The sequence below is a fragment of the Mycobacterium sp. SM1 genome, from assembly GCF_018361265.1.
In the GTDB taxonomy this organism is placed as follows: Bacteria; Actinomycetota; Actinomycetes; order Mycobacteriales; family Mycobacteriaceae; genus Mycobacterium.
The window spans coordinates 479,873-500,160 of the sequence record NZ_JAFLNH010000003.1; the positions used below are offsets into that span (position 1 = coordinate 479,873).

The following is a 20,288-nucleotide window of genomic DNA, read 5'->3' on the forward strand; positions in this document are numbered from 1 at the left end:
TGCGGGGCAATCACGTCCCCGGGGTCCGCGTCGCTCGTCCGGGTCCCGGCGGGTGACACCGGGCCGGGCGTGGTGGGCGCTCCCGACGTGGACCGCGGTCAACCATGCCCGTCGGGCCCATCGGGCCGGTCATTCGAACACGGGTCGCCGTTGTGACGGAACTACGCATACCCAGGTGTGCGGCGCGTAGAACTTTTCCTCCATTTCGCGAACGGTCGGGCCGGGTTTCCCCGCGGGAGGCCGGACCAAGTGCTCGGTGCCACATTTCAAAACCCCGTTGGGCAGTATCTGGACCGCGTCGAACGATACTTTTTTGCCGTCCGCGAACTCAACGGTGAACTTCGCAAATTGATCCACATCGGCGAGCCTAAGGCCCGACGGCAAGGGGTGCTTCGGGCCCGGCGGCGCCAGCCGGGAAGCGGGCGGCCTCGCGCGTCACCAGCCCCGCGCGCGCCACTCGTCCAGGTGCGGACGCTCCGCGCCCAAGGTGGTGTCATCACCGTGCCCAGGGTAGACAACCGTGTCGTCGTCGAAGCGGTCGAAGAGTTTTGTTTTCACGCCCTCGAACAACGAGTTGAAGTCGGCGGGCTTTGTTGTCCGCCCGACACCGCCGGGGAACAGGCAGTCACCGGTGAACAACTGCGCGACATTCCCTGTGGCGGGCCCGTCGAGCGCCAGCGTGATCGATCCGGGGGTGTGGCCGCGCAGATGGATGACGTCGAATGTCAGCTTGCCGATCGGCACAGTGTCGCCCTCATCCAGCAGCCGGTCGGGTTTCACCGGGAGCGGGCCGGCGTCGATCTTATGCGCGGCCGTCGGCGCACCGGTGGCCCGCGCCACCGCTTCCAGCGCCTGCCAGTGATCCCAGTGCTGGTGGCTGGTCACGATCAGCGAGAGCCTCGGCGCGTAGCGGCGCACCAGGTCGATAAGGATGTCGGCGTCATTGGCGGCATCGATCAGCAGCGTTTCGCCGGTCTGCGAGCAGGTCACCAGGTAGGCGTTGTTGTCCATCGGCCCCACCGAAGCCTTCAGGATCACCGCGCCCGGCAGGGTGCGCCGGGCTGCGGTGCCCGGCTGTACATGCCCCGTGTAGGTGTCGTCGATGCGGGTCATCTGCGCCACTCCTTCTCATCGCTGCGCTCTGCGTCGTCGCCGGCGCGAGTGATCTGCGCCACTTCTTCGCATCGCTGCGCTCTGCGTCGTCGCTGGCGCGGGTCATGTGCGCCACTTCTTCGCATCGCTGCGCTCTGCGTCGTCGCCGGCGCGGGTCATGTGCGCCACGTTACCGCCCGATGCCTAGCTGACCCAGCTGCCGGACGCGACACATAGCATGGGTTGGTACTGCGGCGCTGAAAGGGTAAGCGTGGGTGAGCGGCTGATTGTCAAGGGTGCGCGTGAGCACAATCTGCGCAGCGTCGATCTCGACTTGCCCCGTGACGCGCTGATCGTCTTCACCGGCCTGTCCGGATCGGGTAAGTCCTCGCTGGCGTTCGACACGATCTTCGCCGAGGGGCAGCGGCGCTACGTCGAGTCCCTGTCGGCCTATGCCCGCCAATTCCTGGGGCAGATGGATAAACCGGATGTCGACTTCATCGAAGGGTTGTCCCCTGCGGTGTCCATCGACCAGAAATCGACCAACCGCAACCCCCGATCAACCGTCGGCACCATCACCGAGATATATGACTACCTGCGGCTGTTGTACGCCCGGGCGGGCACCCCGCACTGCCCGGCCTGCGGTCACCGGATCGCCCGGCAGACCCCGCAGCAAATCGTCGACCAGGTGCTGGCGCTGCCCGAAGGCACCCGGTTCCAGGTGCTGGCCCCGGTGGTGCGCACCCGCAAAGGAGAGTTCGCCGACCTCTTTGAAAAGCTCAACAGCCAGGGCTACAGCCGGGTGCGTGTTGACGGCGTGGTGCATTCGCTGACCGACCCGCCGAAGCTGAAGAAACAGGAGAAGCACGATATCGAGGTCGTGGTCGATCGGCTGACCGTCAAGGCCACCGCCAAGCAACGACTCACCGAGTCGGTGGAGACTGCGCTGGATTTGGCTGATGGCATCGTGGTCTTGGAGTTCCCCGATGATCGCGCGCACGAGCACGACCGTCCCCGCGAGCAGCGGTTCTCCGAGAAGCTGGCCTGCCCCAACGGCCACGCGCTAGGCGTCGATGACCTGGAACCGCGGTCGTTCTCGTTCAATTCGCCGTATGGCGCCTGCCCGGAATGCGCTGGCCTGGGGATCCGCAAGGAAGTCGATCCCGATCTGGTGGTGCCCGACCCCGATCTCACCCTGGCCCAGGGCGCGGTGGCGCCGTGGTCGATGGGGCACGCCGCGGACTACTTCACCCGGATGATGGCCGGGCTCGGCGAGGTGCTGGGCTTTGACGTCGACACCCCATGGCGCAAGCTGCCGGCCAAGGCCCGCAAGGCGATTCTGGAAGGCGCCGACGAGCAGGTGCACGTTCATTACCGCAACCGCTACGGCCGGGTCCGGTCATATTACGCGGACTTCGAGGGCGTGATCGCGTTTTTGCACCGCAAGTTGGCCCAGACCGAGTCCGACCTGATGAAGGAACGCTACGAAGGCTTCATGCGTGACGTGCCGTGTCCGGTGTGTAGGGGCACCCGGCTGCGCCCGGAGATCCTGGCGGTGACGCTGTCCGCGGGTGAGCGCGGCGCGAAGTCCATCGCCGAGGTGTGCGACCTGTCCATCACCGAGTGCGCGGACTTTCTGGGCGCGCTCACGCTCGGGCCGCGCGAGCAGGCGATCGCTGGGCAGGTGCTCAAGGAAATACAGGCACGGCTCGGATTTCTGCTCGACGTGGGGCTGGATTACCTGACGTTGTCACGGCCGGCGGCGACGCTGGCCGGTGGTGAAGCGCAACGGATCCGGCTGGCCACCCAGATCGGCTCGGGACTCGTCGGTGTGCTCTACGTCCTCGATGAGCCCTCGATCGGGCTGCACCAGCGAGACAATCGTCGCCTGATCGAAACCCTTACGCGGCTGCGGGATTTGGGTAATACTCTGATCGTCGTCGAGCACGACCTGGACACCATCGCGCACGCCGACTGGATTGTGGACATCGGACCCGGTGCCGGAGAGCACGGCGGGCAGATCGTGCACAGCGGGCCCTACGACGAGCTGCTGCGCAACCCGGACTCGATCACCGGCGCCTATCTCTCGGGTAGGGAAAGCATCGAGGTTCCCGCGGTCCGGCGCCCCGTCGACCGCCGTCGGCTGCTCACGGTCGTCGGTGCGCGCGAGCACAATCTGCGCGGAATCGACGTGTCGTTTCCGCTCGGCGTGCTCACCGCTGTCACCGGGGTGTCGGGCTCCGGCAAGTCGACACTGGTCAACGACATCCTGGCCGCGGCGCTGGCCAAGAGGCTCAACGGCGCGCGACAGATCCCCGGCCGGCACACGCGGGTCACCGGGTTGGAGCACGTCGACAAGCTGGTGCAGGTCGACCAGTCGCCGATCGGTCGCACACCACGGTCCAACCCGGCGACCTACACCGGAGTGTTTGACAAAATTCGGGCGTTGTTCGCCGCCACCACCGAGGCCAAGGTCCGCGGCTATCGACCCGGCCGGTTCTCGTTCAACGTCAAAGGCGGCCGCTGCGAAGCGTGTTCGGGCGACGGCACCATCAAGATCGAGATGAACTTCCTCCCCGACGTGTACGTCACGTGCGAAGTGTGCCACGGGGCCCGCTACAACCGGGAAACCCTGGAGGTGCACTACAAGGGCAAGACCATCGCCGACGTGCTCGACATGTCGATCGAGGATGCCGCGAAGTTCTTCGAGCCGATTACCGGTATCCACCGTTATCTGCAGACACTGGTGGACGTCGGTCTGGGATATGTCCGGCTCGGCCAGCCGGCCCCCACGCTCTCCGGTGGTGAGGCCCAGCGGGTGAAACTGGCTTCCGAGCTGCAGAAGCGCGCCACCGGGCGCACCGTCTACATTCTCGACGAGCCCACCACCGGGTTGCATTTCGACGACATCCGCAAGCTGCTCAACGTACTGGGCGGCCTTGTCGACAAAGGTAATACGGTAATCGTCATCGAACACAACCTGGACGTGATCAAGACGTCGGACTGGGTAATCGACCTCGGACCCGAGGGCGGCGGCGGGGGCGGCACAATCGTCGCCCAGGGGACTCCAGAGGACATCGCGGCGGTGCCGGAGAGCTACACCGGTAAATTTCTCGCCGAGGTTCTCGGCACCGGCACACCGGTCGGCGCATCACGGCAGGCAAACCGCCCGCGCCGGGTCAGCGCCTAGGGATCCTTGGTCCCTTGGACCCGCGCGTCCCTGAGGGCGCCTCACCAGGCGGCCGGGCCCTCTAGCCGCTTGAGGATCGACTTTCGACAATTTGTTGTCGATGTGAAGTGGCTGGGTTGGTTGTGAATCCTTAAGCGGCTAGCGGTGTTTCGATGGCCAGGTCGTTGAAGAGGGTCTGGATGTTGATGCGGATCTGTTCGTAGTCGCGGTCGACGCGTGTCCAGTGCGCGGGTTTGCGTCCCATGCGGGGGCTGCGTATCCCGGCGAGGATCGGCGCGATGACCTGGTCTCGCAGGGTGAGCAGCGCGGCGATGGTGCGTGCGGCTTGGGTGGGCACCAGGTAGTGGCGGGTCCGTGCGGGCTTGTCGACGAGCTGTTTGCCGCGAAGTTTACGTAGGTCGTAGGCGGCCTGACGCACGGTGTAGCTGGTGTGGTCGTGCCCTGTGAGGGCGTGCAGCTTGGCGGTGAACTCGGCGACGGTGAACCCGTTGGGGGCCGGCGCCAGCGCCAGGGCGGCGCAAAGCGCGTCGCGCATGCGGGGTTTGTTGAGGTCGACACCGCCGATGCGGGTGGCACCGAGCCGAGAGCCGGCGGGCAGCTCGTCGAGGATGCCATCAGCGAGGAATCCGGTGTCCACGCAGTCTAGGGCGGTGGCGAACCGCTCGGCGATGCCGGCCAGCCGAGTGACGATCTCGGGAAACTTCTCGATCATCCGCCCGCACCGCAACTCGGCGGTGTTATGCGCGATCGCCTCAAAACGAAGCACGCGTTCGCCTTTGGTATAGGCCTTACCGGTCAGCCGCCCGAAGTGCAGCTTGAACACGGTCAGGTCAAACGTAGGTGTCTCGATCGCGGCCTCGATCACCGAGGAGCGTTTGCGGGTGCGGCGTGGCCGTTGTGCGGTCCCGAAGATGGTGCGCACCTTGGGCACGTCCAACCGGGAGCGGGTGCGATCGACCACCGTGTCGAAGATCTGCTGCATCCGATGCCCGTCGGCGAAGATCAGGTTGCGGCTGTATTCGAGCTGATAGACCGCAAACCCGTAGGCGAATCCGCTGCGCTGCTGCTCCTCGAGATCCAGCCCGAAACACAGACACGCCGAATAGATCCATCGTTGGCAGACCTGGCCCAGTCGCCCTACAGCCGCATCCTGCGACAAGGCATCTGCGATCCGGGCCAGGCCCGCCGGGTCGGCGATCATGGTGAAACAGTTGCCGACCTTGTCAAATGCTATCCCCGCCCGTTCGGCTTGCCGGGCCACAAACTCATGCCCGTTGAGCATGATCTGCGCCCCGAACGGCGGATGCCCGCTCATCTTGATCGTCACATGCCCCCACTCGGGGTCGATGAGGTGAAACGAATAGTGGTTGACGTATTCGCGCCTCCTTTCGAGGTTGACGATCGCGCCGGTCTTGGTCGAGCGCGCCACCTTCCACACCGGTGCTGGCGCCTTGGCCACCAGCACCAAAAACACCCCGGTGCCCACCTCATGGGTGGCCAGATAGTCCTCGGCGATGCGGTGCTTGCGTTCCCCGGGCTTGCAGAAGATCACCGGCACCGCGTTGGCGGCGCTCCAGGCCTTGACCCGCCGGGCGAACCGGCCCGCCATCCGCATCAAATGGGTGTTGTCCAACTCGGCATCGCTGTCGTCGTGCCACCGCCGCCACCACACCCGCAACCCGCCCGGGCTGTACCCCAGCGGGAAGAACGCGTTAAGCACGACCCGGTCCACGCAGTCATAGCCGCCGGTCAGCAGATCACCGTAGCGCCCGCTGAACTTATCGATCATCTACCAAACGTAGGCTCACCGGCCATCGGTGACCAGAGCTGCCCCGAAGGGGCCACCGCTGCCGGGCGAAGTCCCGGCTGCGGCGTAGAGTCTTAGCGTCCTGGCGCATGGCCTAGCGCGGTTTTGCCAGGGGGAAGGGCAGTGTCTCGCGGATACTGCGCCCGGTGATCAGCATGACAACCCGGTCGACGCCCAGCCCGAGGCCACCGGTGGGCGGCATCGCGTACTCCATGGCCTGCAGGAAGTCCTCGTCAAGCTCCATCGCCTCCGGATCACCTCCGGCCGCTCGTAGGGACTGCTCCTCTAGCCTGCGCCGCTGTTCCACCGGATCGGTGAGTTCGCTGTAGGCGGTGCCTAATTCGATTCCCCACGCCACCAAATCCCAACGTTCGGCAACGCCGCGCTTGCTGCGGTGCGGCCGGGTCAACGGCGACACCGAGGAGGGAAAGTCGATGTAAAACGTGGGCTGCGTGGTGCGGCTCTCCACCAGATGCTCATAGAGCTCCAGCAGCACCGCCCCGGCATCCCAGCGCGGCAGACAAGGAATCCCCGCGGCCGCGCAGAGCTTGCGGAGCCGGGGTAGTTCGGTGTCGGCGTCGACCTGTTCTCCCAGCGCCTCGGATACCGCCTCATGCACCGTCTTCACCGGCCACGTCCCGGAGATGTCGACCGGTTCGAGGCTCTCACTGTGGGGACAGGGCCGCATCACGATTGGGGCGCCGTTGACGGTTTCGGCCGCGTTTTGAATCAGCTCACGGCACCCGCCGATCCACACCAGATAATCCGCGTGCGCCTGATAGGCCTCCAGCAGGGTGAACTCGGGGTTGTGGCTGAAATCCACACCCTCGTTGCGAAAGGCCCGGCCCAACTCGAAGACCCGCTCGACGCCGCCGACGCAGAGTCGTTTGAGATATAGCTCCGGTGCGATGCGCAGGTATAGGTCCATGTCGAAGCTGTTGATGTGGGTAACGAACGGGCGGGCGGTGGCTCCGCCGTGGACCTGCTGCAACACCGGCGTCTCGACCTCGACGAACCCCTTGTCGAACAGTGTTTGGCGGATAGCGCGCAACACACCACTGCGGGCGGTGATCAGCTCGCGGGACTCGGTGTTGACCGCCAGGTCGACATAGCGGGCCCGCACCCGGGTCTCCGGATCGGTCAGCCCTTTCCACTTATTGGGAAGCGGCCGCAGGCACTTGCCGATGAGCCGCCAGCTTCTCACGATCAGCGATCGGGTTCCGGTCTTGCTGAAGCCCATCTGCCCGGCAACTTCGATCAAGTCGCCCAGGTCAATGGCCCTGGTGAAATCCGCGGTGCGGGTGTTTTCGAGAACCGAGTTGTCCAGCAGCAGCTGCATTTCCCCCGACCAGTCGCGCAACTGGGCAAACAGCACGCCGCCGAAGTCGCGGATGCGCAAGACGCGTCCGGACACCGAGACGCCGGTCTGCTCGGCGGCGTCCAGCGCCTGGGCAACCGTGTGACTCGGGGGACGTCCCACCGGGTAGGGGTCGACGCCGCTGTGCCGCAGCGTCTGTAGTTTCGTCATCCGGACCCGCACCTGCTCGGGCAACCGGGGCCGAGCCTCGAGGAGGTCCGGAAGGGCCGCCTGCCGCAACCCGGTGATGTCCGGCGCGGTGCCGTCATGGTGCAAAAGTCCCGTCGCCGCCAGTGGAGGCGGCACCGCCGGATGATGGCCCGTGTGCTGCTTGGTGCGGCGGGAGAACGGCAGCACCAGAAAGCCTTCGGCGATCACCGAGGCGACCCCGACCCGGGGAATCAGTCGGGCGTCCTCGTAGCAGGCGTAGCGCGGCACCCATTCGGGTTGGTATTTCATGTTCGAGCGGTACAGCGTTTCCAGCTGCCACCACCGGGAGAAGAACACCAACAACCCGCGCCACAACCGCGCTATCGGTCCGGCGCCCAGTTGCGCACCTTGTTCGAATGCCGACCGGAACATGGCGAAGTTCAACGAGATACGGCTGATACCGAGACGTTCAGCATGCAGCGCAAGCTCGCTCACCATCAGTTCGATGGTGCCGTTGGGCGATTGCGGGGACCGGCGCATCAAATCCAGGGAAACGCCGTTATGTCCCCAGGGCACCAGCGACAGCATCGCCACCACGCGGTTGCCCGGGTCGACCGCCTCGACCAGCAGGCAGTCACCGTCTGCGGGGTCGCCGAGCCGACCCAACGCCATCGAAAAACCACGCTCGGATTCGGTGTCCCGCCAGGCGTCCGCGCGCTCGATCACCCGCGCCATCTCGTCCGGCGGGATGTCCCGATGCCGACGGATGCGCACCGTCAGCCCGGCTCTACGGGCGCGGGTAACCGCCTGGCGGACGGCGCGCATCTCCGGCCCCGACAGTTTGAACTCGGCGGCGTGCAGGATCGCCTCATCGCCCAGCGCCAGGGCGGACAGGCCGGCTTCTCGGAACGCCTGGGCGCCGCGCGCGCTGGCCCCCATGACGGCGGGCGCCCAGCCGTAGGACTGACACAGCCGCAACCATGCGTCGATGGCCTGCGGCCATGCCCTGGGGTCACCCACGGGATCGCCGCTGGCCAGGCACACACCTACCTCGACGCGATAGGTGATGGCGGCCCGGCCGCTGGGCGCGAACACCACCGACTTGTCACGGCGGGTGGCGAAGTAGCCCAGGGAGTCGTTTTTTCCGTACAACTCGAGCAGCCCGCGGATCGCCGACTCGTCCTCTCCGGTCAGCGCGTTCTCGGCGCGCTGCGACTGAAACAACACGATCGCGGCGGCGATCAGGGCCAGCGCGCCGAACAGCCCGAACAGCGTATTGAGGAACACGTGCGGTTTGCCGGTGAACAAATCGGGGTCGGCGAGGGCGAAGCCGATCACCCGGTCCACCACATAGGGCAGCCGGTCGGACCGCGCCAGCGACCCGGGAAACAGCTCGACCAGTCCCCAGGACAGCAGAATTCCCAACGCCCACCCGACGGCCAGCACCGCGGTGGCCTTGTACAGCGCGCCGCGGCGCACCTTGGCCGAGAACTCCCGGTAGGCCATGATCAGAAGGGCGATCGCCGCCGCGTGCAAAATGAGCCCGAAGTTCTCCCCAAAGATTTCCGGCCCGGTGTTGTCGCCGCCCACCAGATCCGCGACATTCAATATGGCGGCGAAAAACAAGTTGCCGACCAGCACCCACCAGGCGATGCGTTTGCGCGCGCTGAGGGCCGCCGCCAGCAATGCCAGCACGAATGACCACGCGAAACTGGTGTCGGGAAAGTTGAACAGGTAATCGTTGATGAACTCTCGGGGAATCTTGATGATCCAGCGGATCAACGGTGACACGCTCGCCATCAGCGACACGGTGGCGATGACGCCAACCGTCCAGCCCGCGGCCGCCGGAACCCAGTGATACCGGGAGGCCGGCCGACTCGTGGTCAGGGTCACAGATCGCGAGGATATTCGTTCGGACCGGGAAACGCCGCTCTGGTCCGGCGCCGCCGGATGACGATGTCCTGCCGCTGCACTCGGAAGACCTCTCATGGCTGCTAAACTGATAGTCGCGACCGTCCCGGCGAAGGCGGGGACAGCAAGTGGAGTCCCACTCCCACCGCTGGCCACGGATGTCCTCACAGGATATTCTCCCAGGCTTAGCGGTCCGGTCACGGGCATCTACCCGATGCCCGCTCTGCGCGTGGCGCAGGCGGCTCCGGCCGCGATCGGTCGGCATAGGGCCCTGCTTTTGCAGGGCTTTTTTGCTGATGGGGTGGTGCTCTGAGCGCTGACTACCGACAGATCGGGAGCCGGTCGCCAACCGGCAAACGACCAAGGGAGGCCCCATCAGCACTGAGACCCGCGTCAACGAGCGCATCCGCGTACCTGAAGTCCGATTGATCGGCCCGGGAGGAGAACAGGTAGGCATCGTGCGCATCGAAGATGCTCTCCGCGTCGCCGCGGACGCCGACCTCGACCTTGTCGAAGTCGCCCCCAACGCCAGGCCACCGGTCTGCAAGATCATGGACTACGGCAAGTACAAATACGAGGCGGCGCAGAAGGCGCGCGAGTCTCGCAGGCATCAGCAGCAGACCGTTGTCAAGGAGCAAAAGCTCAGACCCAAGATCGACGACCACGACTACGAGACCAAAAAGGGTCACGTGATTCGGTTCTTAGAGGCGGGGTCAAAGGTCAAGGTCACCATCATGTTCCGTGGACGTGAGCAGTCGCGGCCCGAGTTGGGCTACCGACTGCTGCAACGCCTGGGCGCCGACGTCGCCGATTACGGATTCATCGAGTCGGCTCCCAAGCAGGACGGCCGCAACATGACGATGGTGCTGGCGCCGCACCGCGGGGCAAAGACACGCGCCCGGGCGGCGCAGCAGGCCCGTGCATCCGTGTCCGGGTCGCTGGGCGGCGGCACCGCGCCATCGCCGTCCCCGAATTGAACAAACGGGAGGACATATGCCTAAGACCAAGACTCACAGCGGGGCCTCGAAAAGGTTCCGGCGCACCGGAACCGGCAAAATTGTGCGCCAGCAGGCCAACCGCCGGCATCTGTTCGAGCACAAGCCAAGCACCCGCACCCGGCGGTTGGAGGGTCGCGTCGGTGTGTCGGTCGAGGACACCAAGCGAGTCAAGAAGATGCTGAACGGCTGATCGGCGCCCGGATCATGCCCGGCGCGGGGCGATCGTCTTCCCGGTCTTCCCGTGTTCCGGACACGCATTCTCCCAGCAGGATAGCGACAGGAATAGCGACAGGATAGGAACCCCACCCATGGCACGCGTGAAGCGGGCGGTCAACGCCCACAAGAAGCGGCGCACCATTTTGACGGCGTCCCGGGGCTATCGAGGCCAGCGATCCCGGCTCTACCGCAAGGCCAAGGAACAGCAACTGCATTCACTGAACTACGCCTACCGTGACCGGCGCGCGCGCAAGGGGGAATTCCGCAGGTTGTGGATCTCGCGGATCAACGCCGCAGCACGTGCCAACGGCATCACCTACAACCGGCTGATCCAAGGCCTGAAGGCTGCCGGCGTCGAGGTTGACCGCAAGAACCTGGCCGACATCGCGGTAACCGACCCGGCAGTGTTCACTTCGCTGGTCGACGCCGCTCGATCGGCGCTGCCCGACGACGTCAACGCCCCCTCGGGAGAGGCTGCCTAAGGGTTGGCCCGTTACGGGTCATGCGGCGCCAATCAGCTGGCGCCTAACGATCACTCACTCGCGACGGCACCCGGGTAGGTGACCCCGGAATGGAACGGGTCGCAAACCGGCATGTCCTTGGCGAACGCTCGGCCCGGGTGGTCGCGGCCGCCAAATTGCATCGCCATATCGGCCGCCACCGCGCAGGCCGTTTTCTTGTGGAAGGCCCGCACCTCGTCGAGGCTGCGGTCACCCGCGGGCTGGTCCGGGATGTCTTTGTCACCGCGGTTGCGGCGCGACGATATGCGGCGTTGCTGGCTGGATACGAGTTCCCGATCCACCTGGTGACCGAGCGCGCCGCCAGAGTGCTGTCCGACACGGTCACGCCGACGGGATTGATCGCGGTGTGCGACACACCGGCGGCTCGCCTAGACGAGGTACTCGCCCGCTCACCCGGGTTGATCGCGGCCGCGGTCGAGGTCCGCGACCCCGGCAATGCGGGCACGTTGATCCGCATCGCGAACGCCATGGGTGCCGCGGCCGTGATGCTCGTCGGGCACGGCGTCGACCCGTACAACGGCAAGTGCCTGCGCGCCTCCGCCGGCAGCATCTTGTCGATCCCGGTCGTCATCGCACCGGATGCCCACGCAGCCATCACGGCGCTGCGCGCCGGCGGGATGCAGGTGTTGGCCACCACGGTGGACGGCGAAATGTCACTCGATGAAGCCGAGACACTGCTCGGTGAGCCGACGGCGTGGCTGTTCGGGACGGAATCGCAGGGGCTTTCAGCACAGGTAGCCGACGCGGCTGACCATCGCGTGCGCATCCCGATGTCCGGCGGCGCCGACAGCCTGAATGTGGCGGCCGCCGCGGCCATTTGCCTTTACCAAAGTGCGCGAGCCCGGAGAGCGCAGGCCAGCCGTTGAGTCCGGCGCACTGTGCGTCGTTAATTTCGCGTTCGCGCCGTGCGCCGACCGCGAGTGGGCCGCAGACCGGTCAGCGACAACGTGGTGTGCACCAGCGATCCGGCCCGCTCCATGAGCGTTCGGCGGGGCGGGAAATAATGCATCGACGATCCGCGGCGGTCGCGCGGCGGTGCCACGAATCCCGGTGCCTCAACCAATGGGGCGTCGGCCGGAATCCGTCCCGCTGCCCGCCGGTATGCGGCCAGCGCCCGGGGGTGTAGCCGGACTTCGTCGGGAACCGCCAGAAACATCATCTCGATGACTTTGCCGAACAGTCGCAGCACTATCTCGTCTCCCGGCGTCCAGCGCAGTCCGGCCTTTTCCCGAACGGGTGGATCGAAAACGCCCGCCGCGATCCAGCGCTGGCCAGCCACCAACGGCGTGAATAGCTGGTCCCAAACCGGTGTGGGCAGCAGAACAAACCTCGGCTTGGGGATGCGAATGCGCAGAATGTCCAATGCGGCGCGGTTGATCTCCAGCTTATCGCGGCACACCCGCTCCCAGTACTGCTGGAACTCCTCCCACGAGCGGGGCACCGGCCGCATGCTCATCCCGTACATCCGGTACCACTGCACATGCTCTTCGAATAGCCGGCGCTTTTCGGCTTCGGTCAGCCCGCCGCAGAAGTATTCCGCCACCTTGATCACCAGCATGAAGAACGTTGCGTGCGCCCAGTAGAAGGTGTCCGGGTCCAGCGCGTGATAGCGACGACCGGCGGCGTCGACGCCCTTAACGGTGGCGTGGTACCTCTTGATCTGCTCGGCGGTTTGGGCCGCCCGGTCGCCGTCGTAGACCACCCCCATGATGGGGTACACCGAGCGAGCGACCCGCTGCAGCGGTTCGCGCAGCAGGATTGAGTGCTCCTCGACACCGGCGCCGAGCTCCGGGTACATGTTCTGGAGCGCACCGATCCACATCCCCAGCAGTCCGGTGCGCCGGTCACCGAAATACTTCCAGGTCAACGAGTCCGGCCCGAGCGGCTCGGCCTTGGCCGCCGGCGGAGCATCCGATGCGCGCGACCCGGGTGGGGCGGACGTTGCCGACGTGGCAGTCATCACGGCCTCCTGGTCCTGACGGCCCCACCATAACGTTGACAACGTGCATTGTCTATCATTTCGCCCGGGGTGGCCGAGGTGGGCGCCGGAGGTCCGGCGTCGGCACGGGCCGCGTCATCGAGGCGGTGCAGTCGCGCCAAGCGCGGCGCGGGCGGCAAAACGCCGGCCCGGAGCTGGCATAGTAGATGTCGATGATTTACGGCTTATGGTGCGCGTTGGGTCGTGTCCGGTTCACCGCGGGCTATGTGGCTGCGCTGGTCTCGGTGAGCACCACGCTGGTGATCCTCGGGCCCCGGGTTCGGGCCCAGGCCGTCCAGCAGGCCAGCACGAACCTGCACAATCTGGCGCACGGGAACCTGGAATCACTGCTTGGCAGCGCGCTGATCGCTGACACCGGTTCGATCTATGCCTGGCTGCCCGGTTTGATCTGCCTGCTCGCACTGGCGGAGCTGCTCTGGCGCAGCGGCCGGCTGCTCATCGCGTTCGTGGTCGGCCACATCGGCACGACACTGGTGGTGGCGGCCGGGCTGGCCGCGGCGGTTGAACTCGGCTGGCTGCCGTTCTCGATCACCCGGGCCAGCGACGTCGGGATGAGCTACGGCGCCCTCGCCGTGCTGGGAGCGCTGACCACGGCAATCCCCGCCCGCTGGCGGCCCGCGTGGATCGGGTGGTGGGTCCCGGTGGGTCTGGCGGGCGCCGTCGTCGGGGCCGACTTCACCGGAGCCGGGCACGCGATCGCGCTGGTGCTCGGAATGCTGCTGAGCGCCGTGTGGGGCCGGCCGGACCGATGGACACCGGCCCGGTATCGGCTGCTGGTGGTAGCGGTGGTCTTCGGCTTCATGGTGCTGGCTCATACCGGGTGGTCGGTGCTGACCGGGGTCTTTCTGGGTGCGCTGGGCGCTTTGCTGGCCGACGGGCTCACCCGATTCCGCGGGGCGCGCAGATCATCGGCGCCGACGGCGCTGGCCGCCCCGCAGCCCGCAACGAGCGGTTGAGTGACCCGGCCGACCATCTCATCGCCCGCCCCGGCGTGGCTGCGGCCAACACGGGCATCGGCCCACCCGGTGGTCGCGTGACCAGCGGCGGCCAGCTACATTGCTAACTGCTCACGGCCCGGGCCGTCGATCCTGCCCGCATCGCGGCCTTGCCGACAAGGAGAGTGTCATTGCGTGAGTGATCACCCCCTCGACCTGACGCTGCTCTCGCCGGAGTCGCTAACCGAAGCGGTCGACGCGGCGCGCCAGGCGTTCGCGTGCGCGGCCGACCTCGAGACCCTGGCACGTGCCAAGACCGAGCACCTCGGGGACCGCTCACCGCTGGCGTTGGCACGCCAGGCGCTGGGCACATTGCCCAAGAGTGAGCGCGCCGACGCCGGCCGGCGGGTCAACGCGGCCCGTGGGGAAGCCCAACGCAGCTACGAGGAACGACTGGCGACGCTGCGTGCTGAGCGGGATGCGGCCGTGCTGCTCGCCGAGCGGATCGACGTGACACTGCCGTCGACGCGCCAGCCGGTCGGCGCGCGGCATCCGATCACGATTTTGGCCGAACACATCGCGGACACCTTCATCGCGATGGGATGGGAACTGGTCGAGGGGCCGGAGGTGGAGACCGAGCAGTTCAACTTCGATGCGCTGAACTTCCCTCCCGATCATCCCGCCCGCAGCGAGCAAGACACCTTCTACATCGCGCCGGAGAATTCACGACAGGTGTTGCGCACCCACACCTCGCCGGTGCAGGTGCGGACGCTGCTCGAGCGCCGGCCGCCGGTCTACGTCATCTCCATCGGGCGCGCCTTTCGCACCGATGAGATCGACGCCACGCATACCCCCGTGTTCCATCAGGTCGAAGGGCTGGCGGTGGATCGGGGTCTTTCGATGGCACATCTGCGCGGGACGCTCGACGCGTTCGCCCGCGCCGAGTTCGGGCCGGCCGCACGTACCCGGTTCCGGCCACACTACTTCCCGTTTACCGAGCCGTCGGCCGAGGTCGATGTCTGGTTCGGGCACAAGAGGGGCGGTGCCGGCTGGGTGGAATGGGGCGGCTGCGGAATGGTAAACCCGAACGTGTTGCGCGCGGCCGGTATCGACCCGGACGACTACACCGGCTTTGCCTTCGGTATGGGGCTGGAACGCACCCTGCAGTTTCGCAACGGCATCTCCGACATGCGTGACATGGTCGAGGGGGACGTCCGGTTTTCGCTGCCGTTCGGGGTGGGGGCCTGATGCGCGTCCCCTACAGCTGGCTGCGCGAGGTGGTGGCGACCGGGGCGCCGGGCTGGGACGTTGCCCCGGGTGATCTCGAGCAGACGCTGCTTCGCATCGGTCACGAGGTTGAAGAGGCGATCAGGCCCGGCCCGATCAGCGGCCCGGTGACCGTGGGACGGGTGATCGGTATCGAGGAACTCCGTGGCTTCAAGAAGCCGGTGCGGGCCTGCGTCGTTGACGTCGGCGACCGTCAGAAGCGTGAGATTATCTGTGGCGCAACAAATTTCGATGTCAGCGATCTAGTTGTGGTGGCGCTGCCCGGCGCGCGCCTACCGGGGGATTTCACCATCGCGGCGCGCACGATCTACGGGCGCAGCTCCGCAGGCATGATTTGCTCGGCGGCTGAGCTGGGTTTGAGCGCGGACCATTCCGGCATCTTGGTGCTGCCACCCGGAACCGCCGAGCCGGGAGCCGATGGCGTGAGCGTCCTCGGGCTGGACGACACGGTCTTTCATCTGGCCATCACGCCGGACCGCGGTTACTGCATGTCGGTGCGTGGTTTGGCTCGTGAGATCGCGTGCGCCTACGACCTGACGTTCGTCGATCCGGCCCAGGTGCCGCCGTTGCCCGGTGAAACGGGCGGGTGGCCGTTGACGGTGCACCCCGGCACGGGGGTGCGCCGCATCGCATTGCGCGCGGTGACCGGCATCGACCCGGGCGCGGTGTCCCCCTGGTGGTTGCAGCGGCGGCTGCTGCTATCGGGCATCCGGCCGGCCTCACCCGCGGTTGACGCGACCAACTACGTCATGCTCGAACTCGGCCACCCGATGCACGCGCACGACCGCAAGCGCATCACCGGTGGCTTTACGGTGCGTTTTGCCCGGCCCGGCGAAACGGTGGTCACCCTCGATAACGTCGAGCGCCGGCTGGATCCGGCCGACGTCGTGATTGTCGACGACGTAACGACCGCTGCGATCGGTGGCGTGATGGGGGCAACCAGCACCGAGGTGCGGGCGGACTCCACCGACGTGTTGCTGGAGGCCGCGGTGTGGGACCCGGCGGCGGTGTCGCGCACCCAGCGGCGACTGCACCTGCCCAGCGAGGCCGCCCGCCGCTACGAGCGGGCGGTCGACCCGGCGATCACGGTGGCCGCCCTGGACCGGTGCGCGGTGCTGCTCGCCGAGATCGCCGGGGGAGCGGTCTCGCCCGCGCTCACCGACTGGCGCGGCGACCCGCCGTGCCGGGACTGGTCGCCGCCCGCCATCCGGATGCCCGCCGACCTGCCCGACCGGGTCATCGGCGTCAGCTACCCCCGCGGAGCGACGGTGCGGCGTCTGACCCAAATCGGCGCCGCGGTCACCGACGAGGGTGCCACCCTAACCGTGAGACCGCCCAGTTGGCGGCCCGATCTGCGGCAGCCCGCGGACCTGATCGAGGAGGTCGCGCGGCTGGAGGGCTACGACGTCATCCCGTCGGCGCTGCCGGCGGCGCCGGCCGGTAGGGGACTCACCGCGACGCAGAAGCGGCGCCGGGCCATCGGCAAGTCACTGGCGCTGTCGGGGTATGTCGAAATCGTGCCCACCCCGTTTCTTTCGGCCCGCGTGTTCGACCTGTGGGGGCTTGCGCCCGACGATCCCCGCCGGGTCACCACCCAGGTCCTCAACCCACTCGAGGCCGACCGCCCGCATCTGGCCACCACGCTGCTGCCCGCGCTGCTGGAAGCGTTGGCGCGCAATGTGTCCCGGGGCATCATCGATGTCGCTCTGTTCGCCATCGCGCAGGTGGTACGGCCGACCGCACAGACTCGCGGGGTGGATCGCATCCCGGTGCATCGCCGGCCCACCGACGCCGAGATCGCGATGCTGGACGCATCGCTGCCGCGCCAACCGCAGCACGTCGCCGCGGTACTGACCGGTATGCGTGAACAGCGTGGCCCATGGGGCCCCGGCCGACCCGTGGAGGCCGCCGACGCTTTCGAGGCGGTGCGCATCATCGCGCGGGCCGGCGGGATCGATGTGCGGCTGCGGGCCGCCCAATATCCCCCGTGGCACCCCGGCCGGTGCGCCGAGGTAGTGGTCGGGGAGGGCGCGGAACAAGCCGTGCTCGGCCACGCGGGAGCACTGCATCCGGCGGTGATCGAGAGAATGGGCCTGCCGAAGGGTGTCTGCGCGGTGGAGTTAGACCTCGATGCCCTGCCGATTGTCGAGAGGCTGCCGGCACCCAGGATCTCGCCGTTCCCGGCGGTATTTCAGGATCTCAGCCTCGTGGTGGACGGTGATATCGCAGCGCAGGCCGTCGAAGAGGCCATCCGAGACGGGGCGGGCGAACTGTTGGAGGATGTCCGGCTGTTCGACCTGTATACCGGCCCGCAAATCGGAGAGCATCGCAAGTCGCTGACATTCGCGCTGCGGTTTCGTGCGCCGGATCGCACCCTGACCGAAGAGGAGGCCAGCGCGGCCCGTGACGCCGCGCTGCGGTGCGCCGCCGAACGTACGGGCGCGGTGCTGCGCGGGTGAGGGCGAGCGCAGACACCGCCGTCGCGCGTCCCGAGCCGGTCCGGCAGTGGGTATTAATTTTTTGCAACAGAGTGCATAACAATGCAGAATGGGCGGGTGACCGGGATAACGCGGGTGGCGGTAGCGGGAGCCAGCGGTTATGTGGGCGGTGAGATCCTGCGGCTGCTGCTCGGCCATCCGGCGTACTCCGATGGCCGGCTGATGATTGGGACGCTGACCGCTGCCGCCCATGCCGGTGACACCCTGGGCGAGCACCATCCCCACCTGCTACCGCTGGCGCGGCGGGTGCTCGAACCGACCGAACCCGACGTGCTCGGCAGTCACGATGTCGTGTTTTTGGCTCTCCCACACGGGAATTCGGCGACGCTGGCCCAGCAGGTCGACACGCAGACGTTAATTGTGGACTGCGGCGCGGATTTCCGGCTGACCGACGCCGCCGCCTGGGAGCGGTTCTACGGGTCGGCGCACGCCGGCAGCTGGCCATACGGGCTCCCTGAACTGCCAGGCAGCCGGGAGCGGCTACGGGAAGCGACCCGGATCGCGGTACCGGGCTGCTATCCGACCGCGGCGCTGCTGGCGCTGGTGCCCGCGATGGCCGAAGACCTCATCGAGCCCGCGGTCACGGTGGTCGCGGTCAGCGGCACCTCCGGCGCCGGCCGTGCCGCAACGGCTGACTTGCTCGGGTCGGAGGTCATCGGGTCGGCACGCGCCTACCACATCGCCGGCACCCACCGCCACACCCCCGAGATCGCGCAGGGCCTGCGAGCGGTCACCGACCGCGACGTCACCGTGTCGTTCACCCCGGTGCTGATCCCGACCTCGCGGGGCATCCTGGCGACCTGCGCCGCGCGCACCGCCGTGCCGCCGTCACAGCTCCGGGCCGTCTACGAAAAGGCTTACCACGTTGAACCTTTCGTCCATCTCCTGCCCGAAGGCCAGCTGCCCCGCACCGGCGCCGTGATCGGCAGCAACGCCGCCCACCTCGCGGTCGCGGTAGACGCGGAGGCCGCCACCTTCGTGGCGATCTGCGCGATCGACAATCTGGTCAAGGGCGCCGCGGGCACCGCGGTGCAGGCGATGAACCTGGCGCTGGGGTGGGGGGAAACCGAAGGCCTTTCGGTGATCGGGGTGGCGCCGTGACCGGTCTTGCCGATGCGGCGCGGCTGCTGCGTACCCAGGGTGTCACGGCGCCGGCCGGTTTTCGGGCCGCGGGCATCGCCGCGGGGATCAAGCCGTCGGGCGGATTGGACCTCGCGCTGGTGTTCAACGAGGGCCCCGACTACGCGGCCGCGGGGGTGTTCACCCGCAATCAGGTTAAGGCCGCGCCGGTGCTGTGGACCCGGCAGGTGCTGACGACCGGCCGGCTGCGGGCGGTGATCCTCAACTCCGGCGGAGCAAACGCCTGTACCGGTTCGGCGGGTTTTCAGGACACCCACGCCACCGCGGAGGCGCTCGCCGCGGCGTTGTCGGACTGGGGTACCGAGACCGGAGCGATCGAGGTCGCGGTCTGCTCCACCGGGCTGATCGGGGATCGGTTGCCGATGGAGAAGGTGCTCGCCGGCGTGCGGGAGGTGGTGCGCGAGTTGGCCGGTGGCCTGGGCGGCGGCGAGGATGCGGCCCGGGCCATCATGACCACCGACACGGTGCCCAAGCAGGTCGCGCTGCACCATCCCGGCAAGTGGGTGGTCGGTGGGATGGCCAAAGGGGCCGGCATGCTGGCACCATCGCTGGCCACCATGCTGTGTGTGCTGACCACCGACGCGGCGGTCGGGGCAGCGGCGCTCGATGCGGCGCTGCGGCGAGCCGCCGCGGCCACCTTCGATCGCCTCGATGTCGACGGCAGCTGCTCCACCAACGACACCGTGCTGCTGTTGGCGTCGGGGGCCAGCGAGATCACCCCGCCCCAGGCCGATCTCGACGAGGCGGTGCTGCGGGTCTGCGACGACCTGTGCGCGCAGCTGCAGGCCGATGCCGAAGGCGTCACCAAGCGGGTCACCGTCACCGTGACCGGGGCCGCCAGCGAGGACGACGCCCTCGCCGCCGCCCGGGGGATCGCCCGCGACAGCCTGGTCAAGACCGCGCTGTTCGGCTCGGATCCCAACTGGGGCCGGGTGGTTGCCGCTGTCGGCATGGCGCCAATCGCCCTCGACCCCGATCGCATTGCGGTGTCGTTCAACGGTTTTCCGGTGTGTGTCGACGGCGTCGGGGTACCCGGGGCGCGCCAGGTCGATCTTTCGGGCATCGATATCGACGTCACCGTCGATCTCGGCTTGGGCAGCGGTAAGGCGGCGATCCGTACCACCGATTTGTCCCACGGCTACGTCGAAGAGAACTCGGCCTACAGCTCATGACCGCGCCGCCGTCTG

The 20,288-nt window shown here is 67.3% G+C and carries 15 protein-coding genes; 10 read left to right on the top strand and 5 right to left on the bottom strand.

Annotated elements, in window-relative coordinates; genetic code table 11:
• Positions 1–129 precede the first annotated feature (129 nt).
• Together MSM1_RS15280 and MSM1_RS15285 are read right to left on the bottom strand one after the other, a co-directional pair.
• Positions 130–357, bottom strand: coding sequence for a hypothetical protein (locus tag MSM1_RS15280; RefSeq protein WP_213443831.1), 228 nt, complete (start codon positions 355–357; stop codon positions 130–132).
• A gap of 78 nt (positions 358–435) precedes the next feature.
• On the bottom strand, positions 436–1,113 hold the full coding sequence (locus tag MSM1_RS15285) for an MBL fold metallo-hydrolase (protein ID WP_213443834.1): 678 nt from the start codon (positions 1,111–1,113) through the stop codon (positions 436–438).
• Between the two features lie 250 nt (positions 1,114–1,363).
• Here MSM1_RS15285 and uvrA point away from each other — a divergent pair, with 250 nt between their 5' ends.
• Positions 1,364–4,282 carry an excinuclease ABC subunit UvrA gene (uvrA, locus tag MSM1_RS15290; RefSeq protein WP_213443847.1) on the top strand — a complete coding sequence of 973 codons (2,919 nt, stop codon included), beginning with the start codon at positions 1,364–1,366 and terminating at the stop codon, positions 4,280–4,282.
• A gap of 130 nt (positions 4,283–4,412) precedes the next feature.
• On the opposite strand, the gene MSM1_RS15295 is transcribed toward uvrA, so the two are convergent.
• On the bottom strand, positions 4,413–6,071 hold the full coding sequence (locus tag MSM1_RS15295; protein ID WP_213443852.1) for a hypothetical protein: 1,659 nt from the start codon (positions 6,069–6,071) through the stop codon (positions 4,413–4,415).
• Positions 6,072–6,183: 112 nt separating this feature from the next.
• Complete coding sequence (gene lysX, locus MSM1_RS15300; protein WP_213443856.1) at positions 6,184–9,585, bottom strand: bifunctional lysylphosphatidylglycerol synthetase/lysine--tRNA ligase LysX; 3,402 nt, start codon at positions 9,583–9,585, stop codon at positions 6,184–6,186.
• A 296-nt stretch (positions 9,586–9,881) separates the two neighbouring features.
• Here lysX and infC point away from each other — a divergent pair, with 296 nt between their 5' ends.
• From infC to MSM1_RS15320, 4 genes are all read left to right on the top strand, one after another.
• A complete protein-coding gene (gene infC / locus MSM1_RS15305; protein WP_213444517.1) occupies positions 9,882–10,484 on the top strand; it encodes a translation initiation factor IF-3 in 603 nt (200 codons plus the stop codon).
• Between the two features lie 16 nt (positions 10,485–10,500).
• Complete coding sequence (rpmI, locus tag MSM1_RS15310) at positions 10,501–10,695, top strand: 50S ribosomal protein L35 (protein WP_213443861.1); 195 nt, start codon at positions 10,501–10,503, stop codon at positions 10,693–10,695.
• A gap of 118 nt (positions 10,696–10,813) precedes the next feature.
• Entirely contained in the window at positions 10,814–11,203 is a 390-nt protein-coding gene (gene rplT / locus MSM1_RS15315) for a 50S ribosomal protein L20 (protein WP_213443866.1), read from the top strand.
• Positions 11,204–11,292: 89 nt separating this feature from the next.
• Positions 11,293–12,108, top strand: coding sequence for an RNA methyltransferase (locus tag MSM1_RS15320; RefSeq protein WP_213443871.1), 816 nt, complete (start codon positions 11,293–11,295; stop codon positions 12,106–12,108).
• Between the two features lie 20 nt (positions 12,109–12,128).
• Here MSM1_RS15320 and MSM1_RS15325 read toward each other — a convergent pair whose 3' ends face one another.
• Positions 12,129–13,202 (bottom strand): oxygenase MpaB family protein, encoded by a 1,074-nt coding sequence (locus MSM1_RS15325; RefSeq protein ID WP_213443876.1) that lies wholly within the window; start codon positions 13,200–13,202, stop codon positions 12,129–12,131.
• Between the two features lie 191 nt (positions 13,203–13,393).
• Here MSM1_RS15325 and MSM1_RS15330 point away from each other — a divergent pair, with 191 nt between their 5' ends.
• The 5 genes from MSM1_RS15330 to argJ all read left to right on the top strand — a co-directional run bounded on the left by MSM1_RS15330 (position 13,394) and on the right by argJ (position 20,273).
• Positions 13,394–14,197: a rhomboid-like protein gene (locus tag MSM1_RS15330; RefSeq protein WP_213443881.1), complete on the top strand. Its 804-nt coding sequence runs from the start codon at positions 13,394–13,396 to the stop codon at positions 14,195–14,197.
• 174 nt (positions 14,198–14,371) lie between these two features.
• Positions 14,372–15,424, top strand: a complete 1,053-nt coding sequence (gene pheS, locus MSM1_RS15335; RefSeq protein WP_213443894.1) for a phenylalanine--tRNA ligase subunit alpha — start codon at positions 14,372–14,374, stop codon at positions 15,422–15,424.
• Positions 15,424–17,922 carry a phenylalanine--tRNA ligase subunit beta gene (pheT, locus tag MSM1_RS15340; protein ID WP_213443900.1) on the top strand — a complete coding sequence of 833 codons (2,499 nt, stop codon included), beginning with the start codon at positions 15,424–15,426 and terminating at the stop codon, positions 17,920–17,922. Before pheS ends, pheT begins: the two co-directional genes overlap by 1 nt.
• Positions 17,923–18,003: 81 nt before the next feature.
• Positions 18,004–19,062: an N-acetyl-gamma-glutamyl-phosphate reductase gene (gene argC / locus MSM1_RS15345; RefSeq protein ID WP_213443905.1), complete on the top strand. Its 1,059-nt coding sequence runs from the start codon at positions 18,004–18,006 to the stop codon at positions 19,060–19,062.
• Positions 19,059–20,273 carry a bifunctional glutamate N-acetyltransferase/amino-acid acetyltransferase ArgJ gene (gene argJ, locus MSM1_RS15350; RefSeq protein ID WP_213443910.1) on the top strand — a complete coding sequence of 405 codons (1,215 nt, stop codon included), beginning with the start codon at positions 19,059–19,061 and terminating at the stop codon, positions 20,271–20,273. Before argC ends, argJ begins: the two co-directional genes overlap by 4 nt.
• The last annotated feature ends 15 nt before the right edge of the window (positions 20,274–20,288 follow it).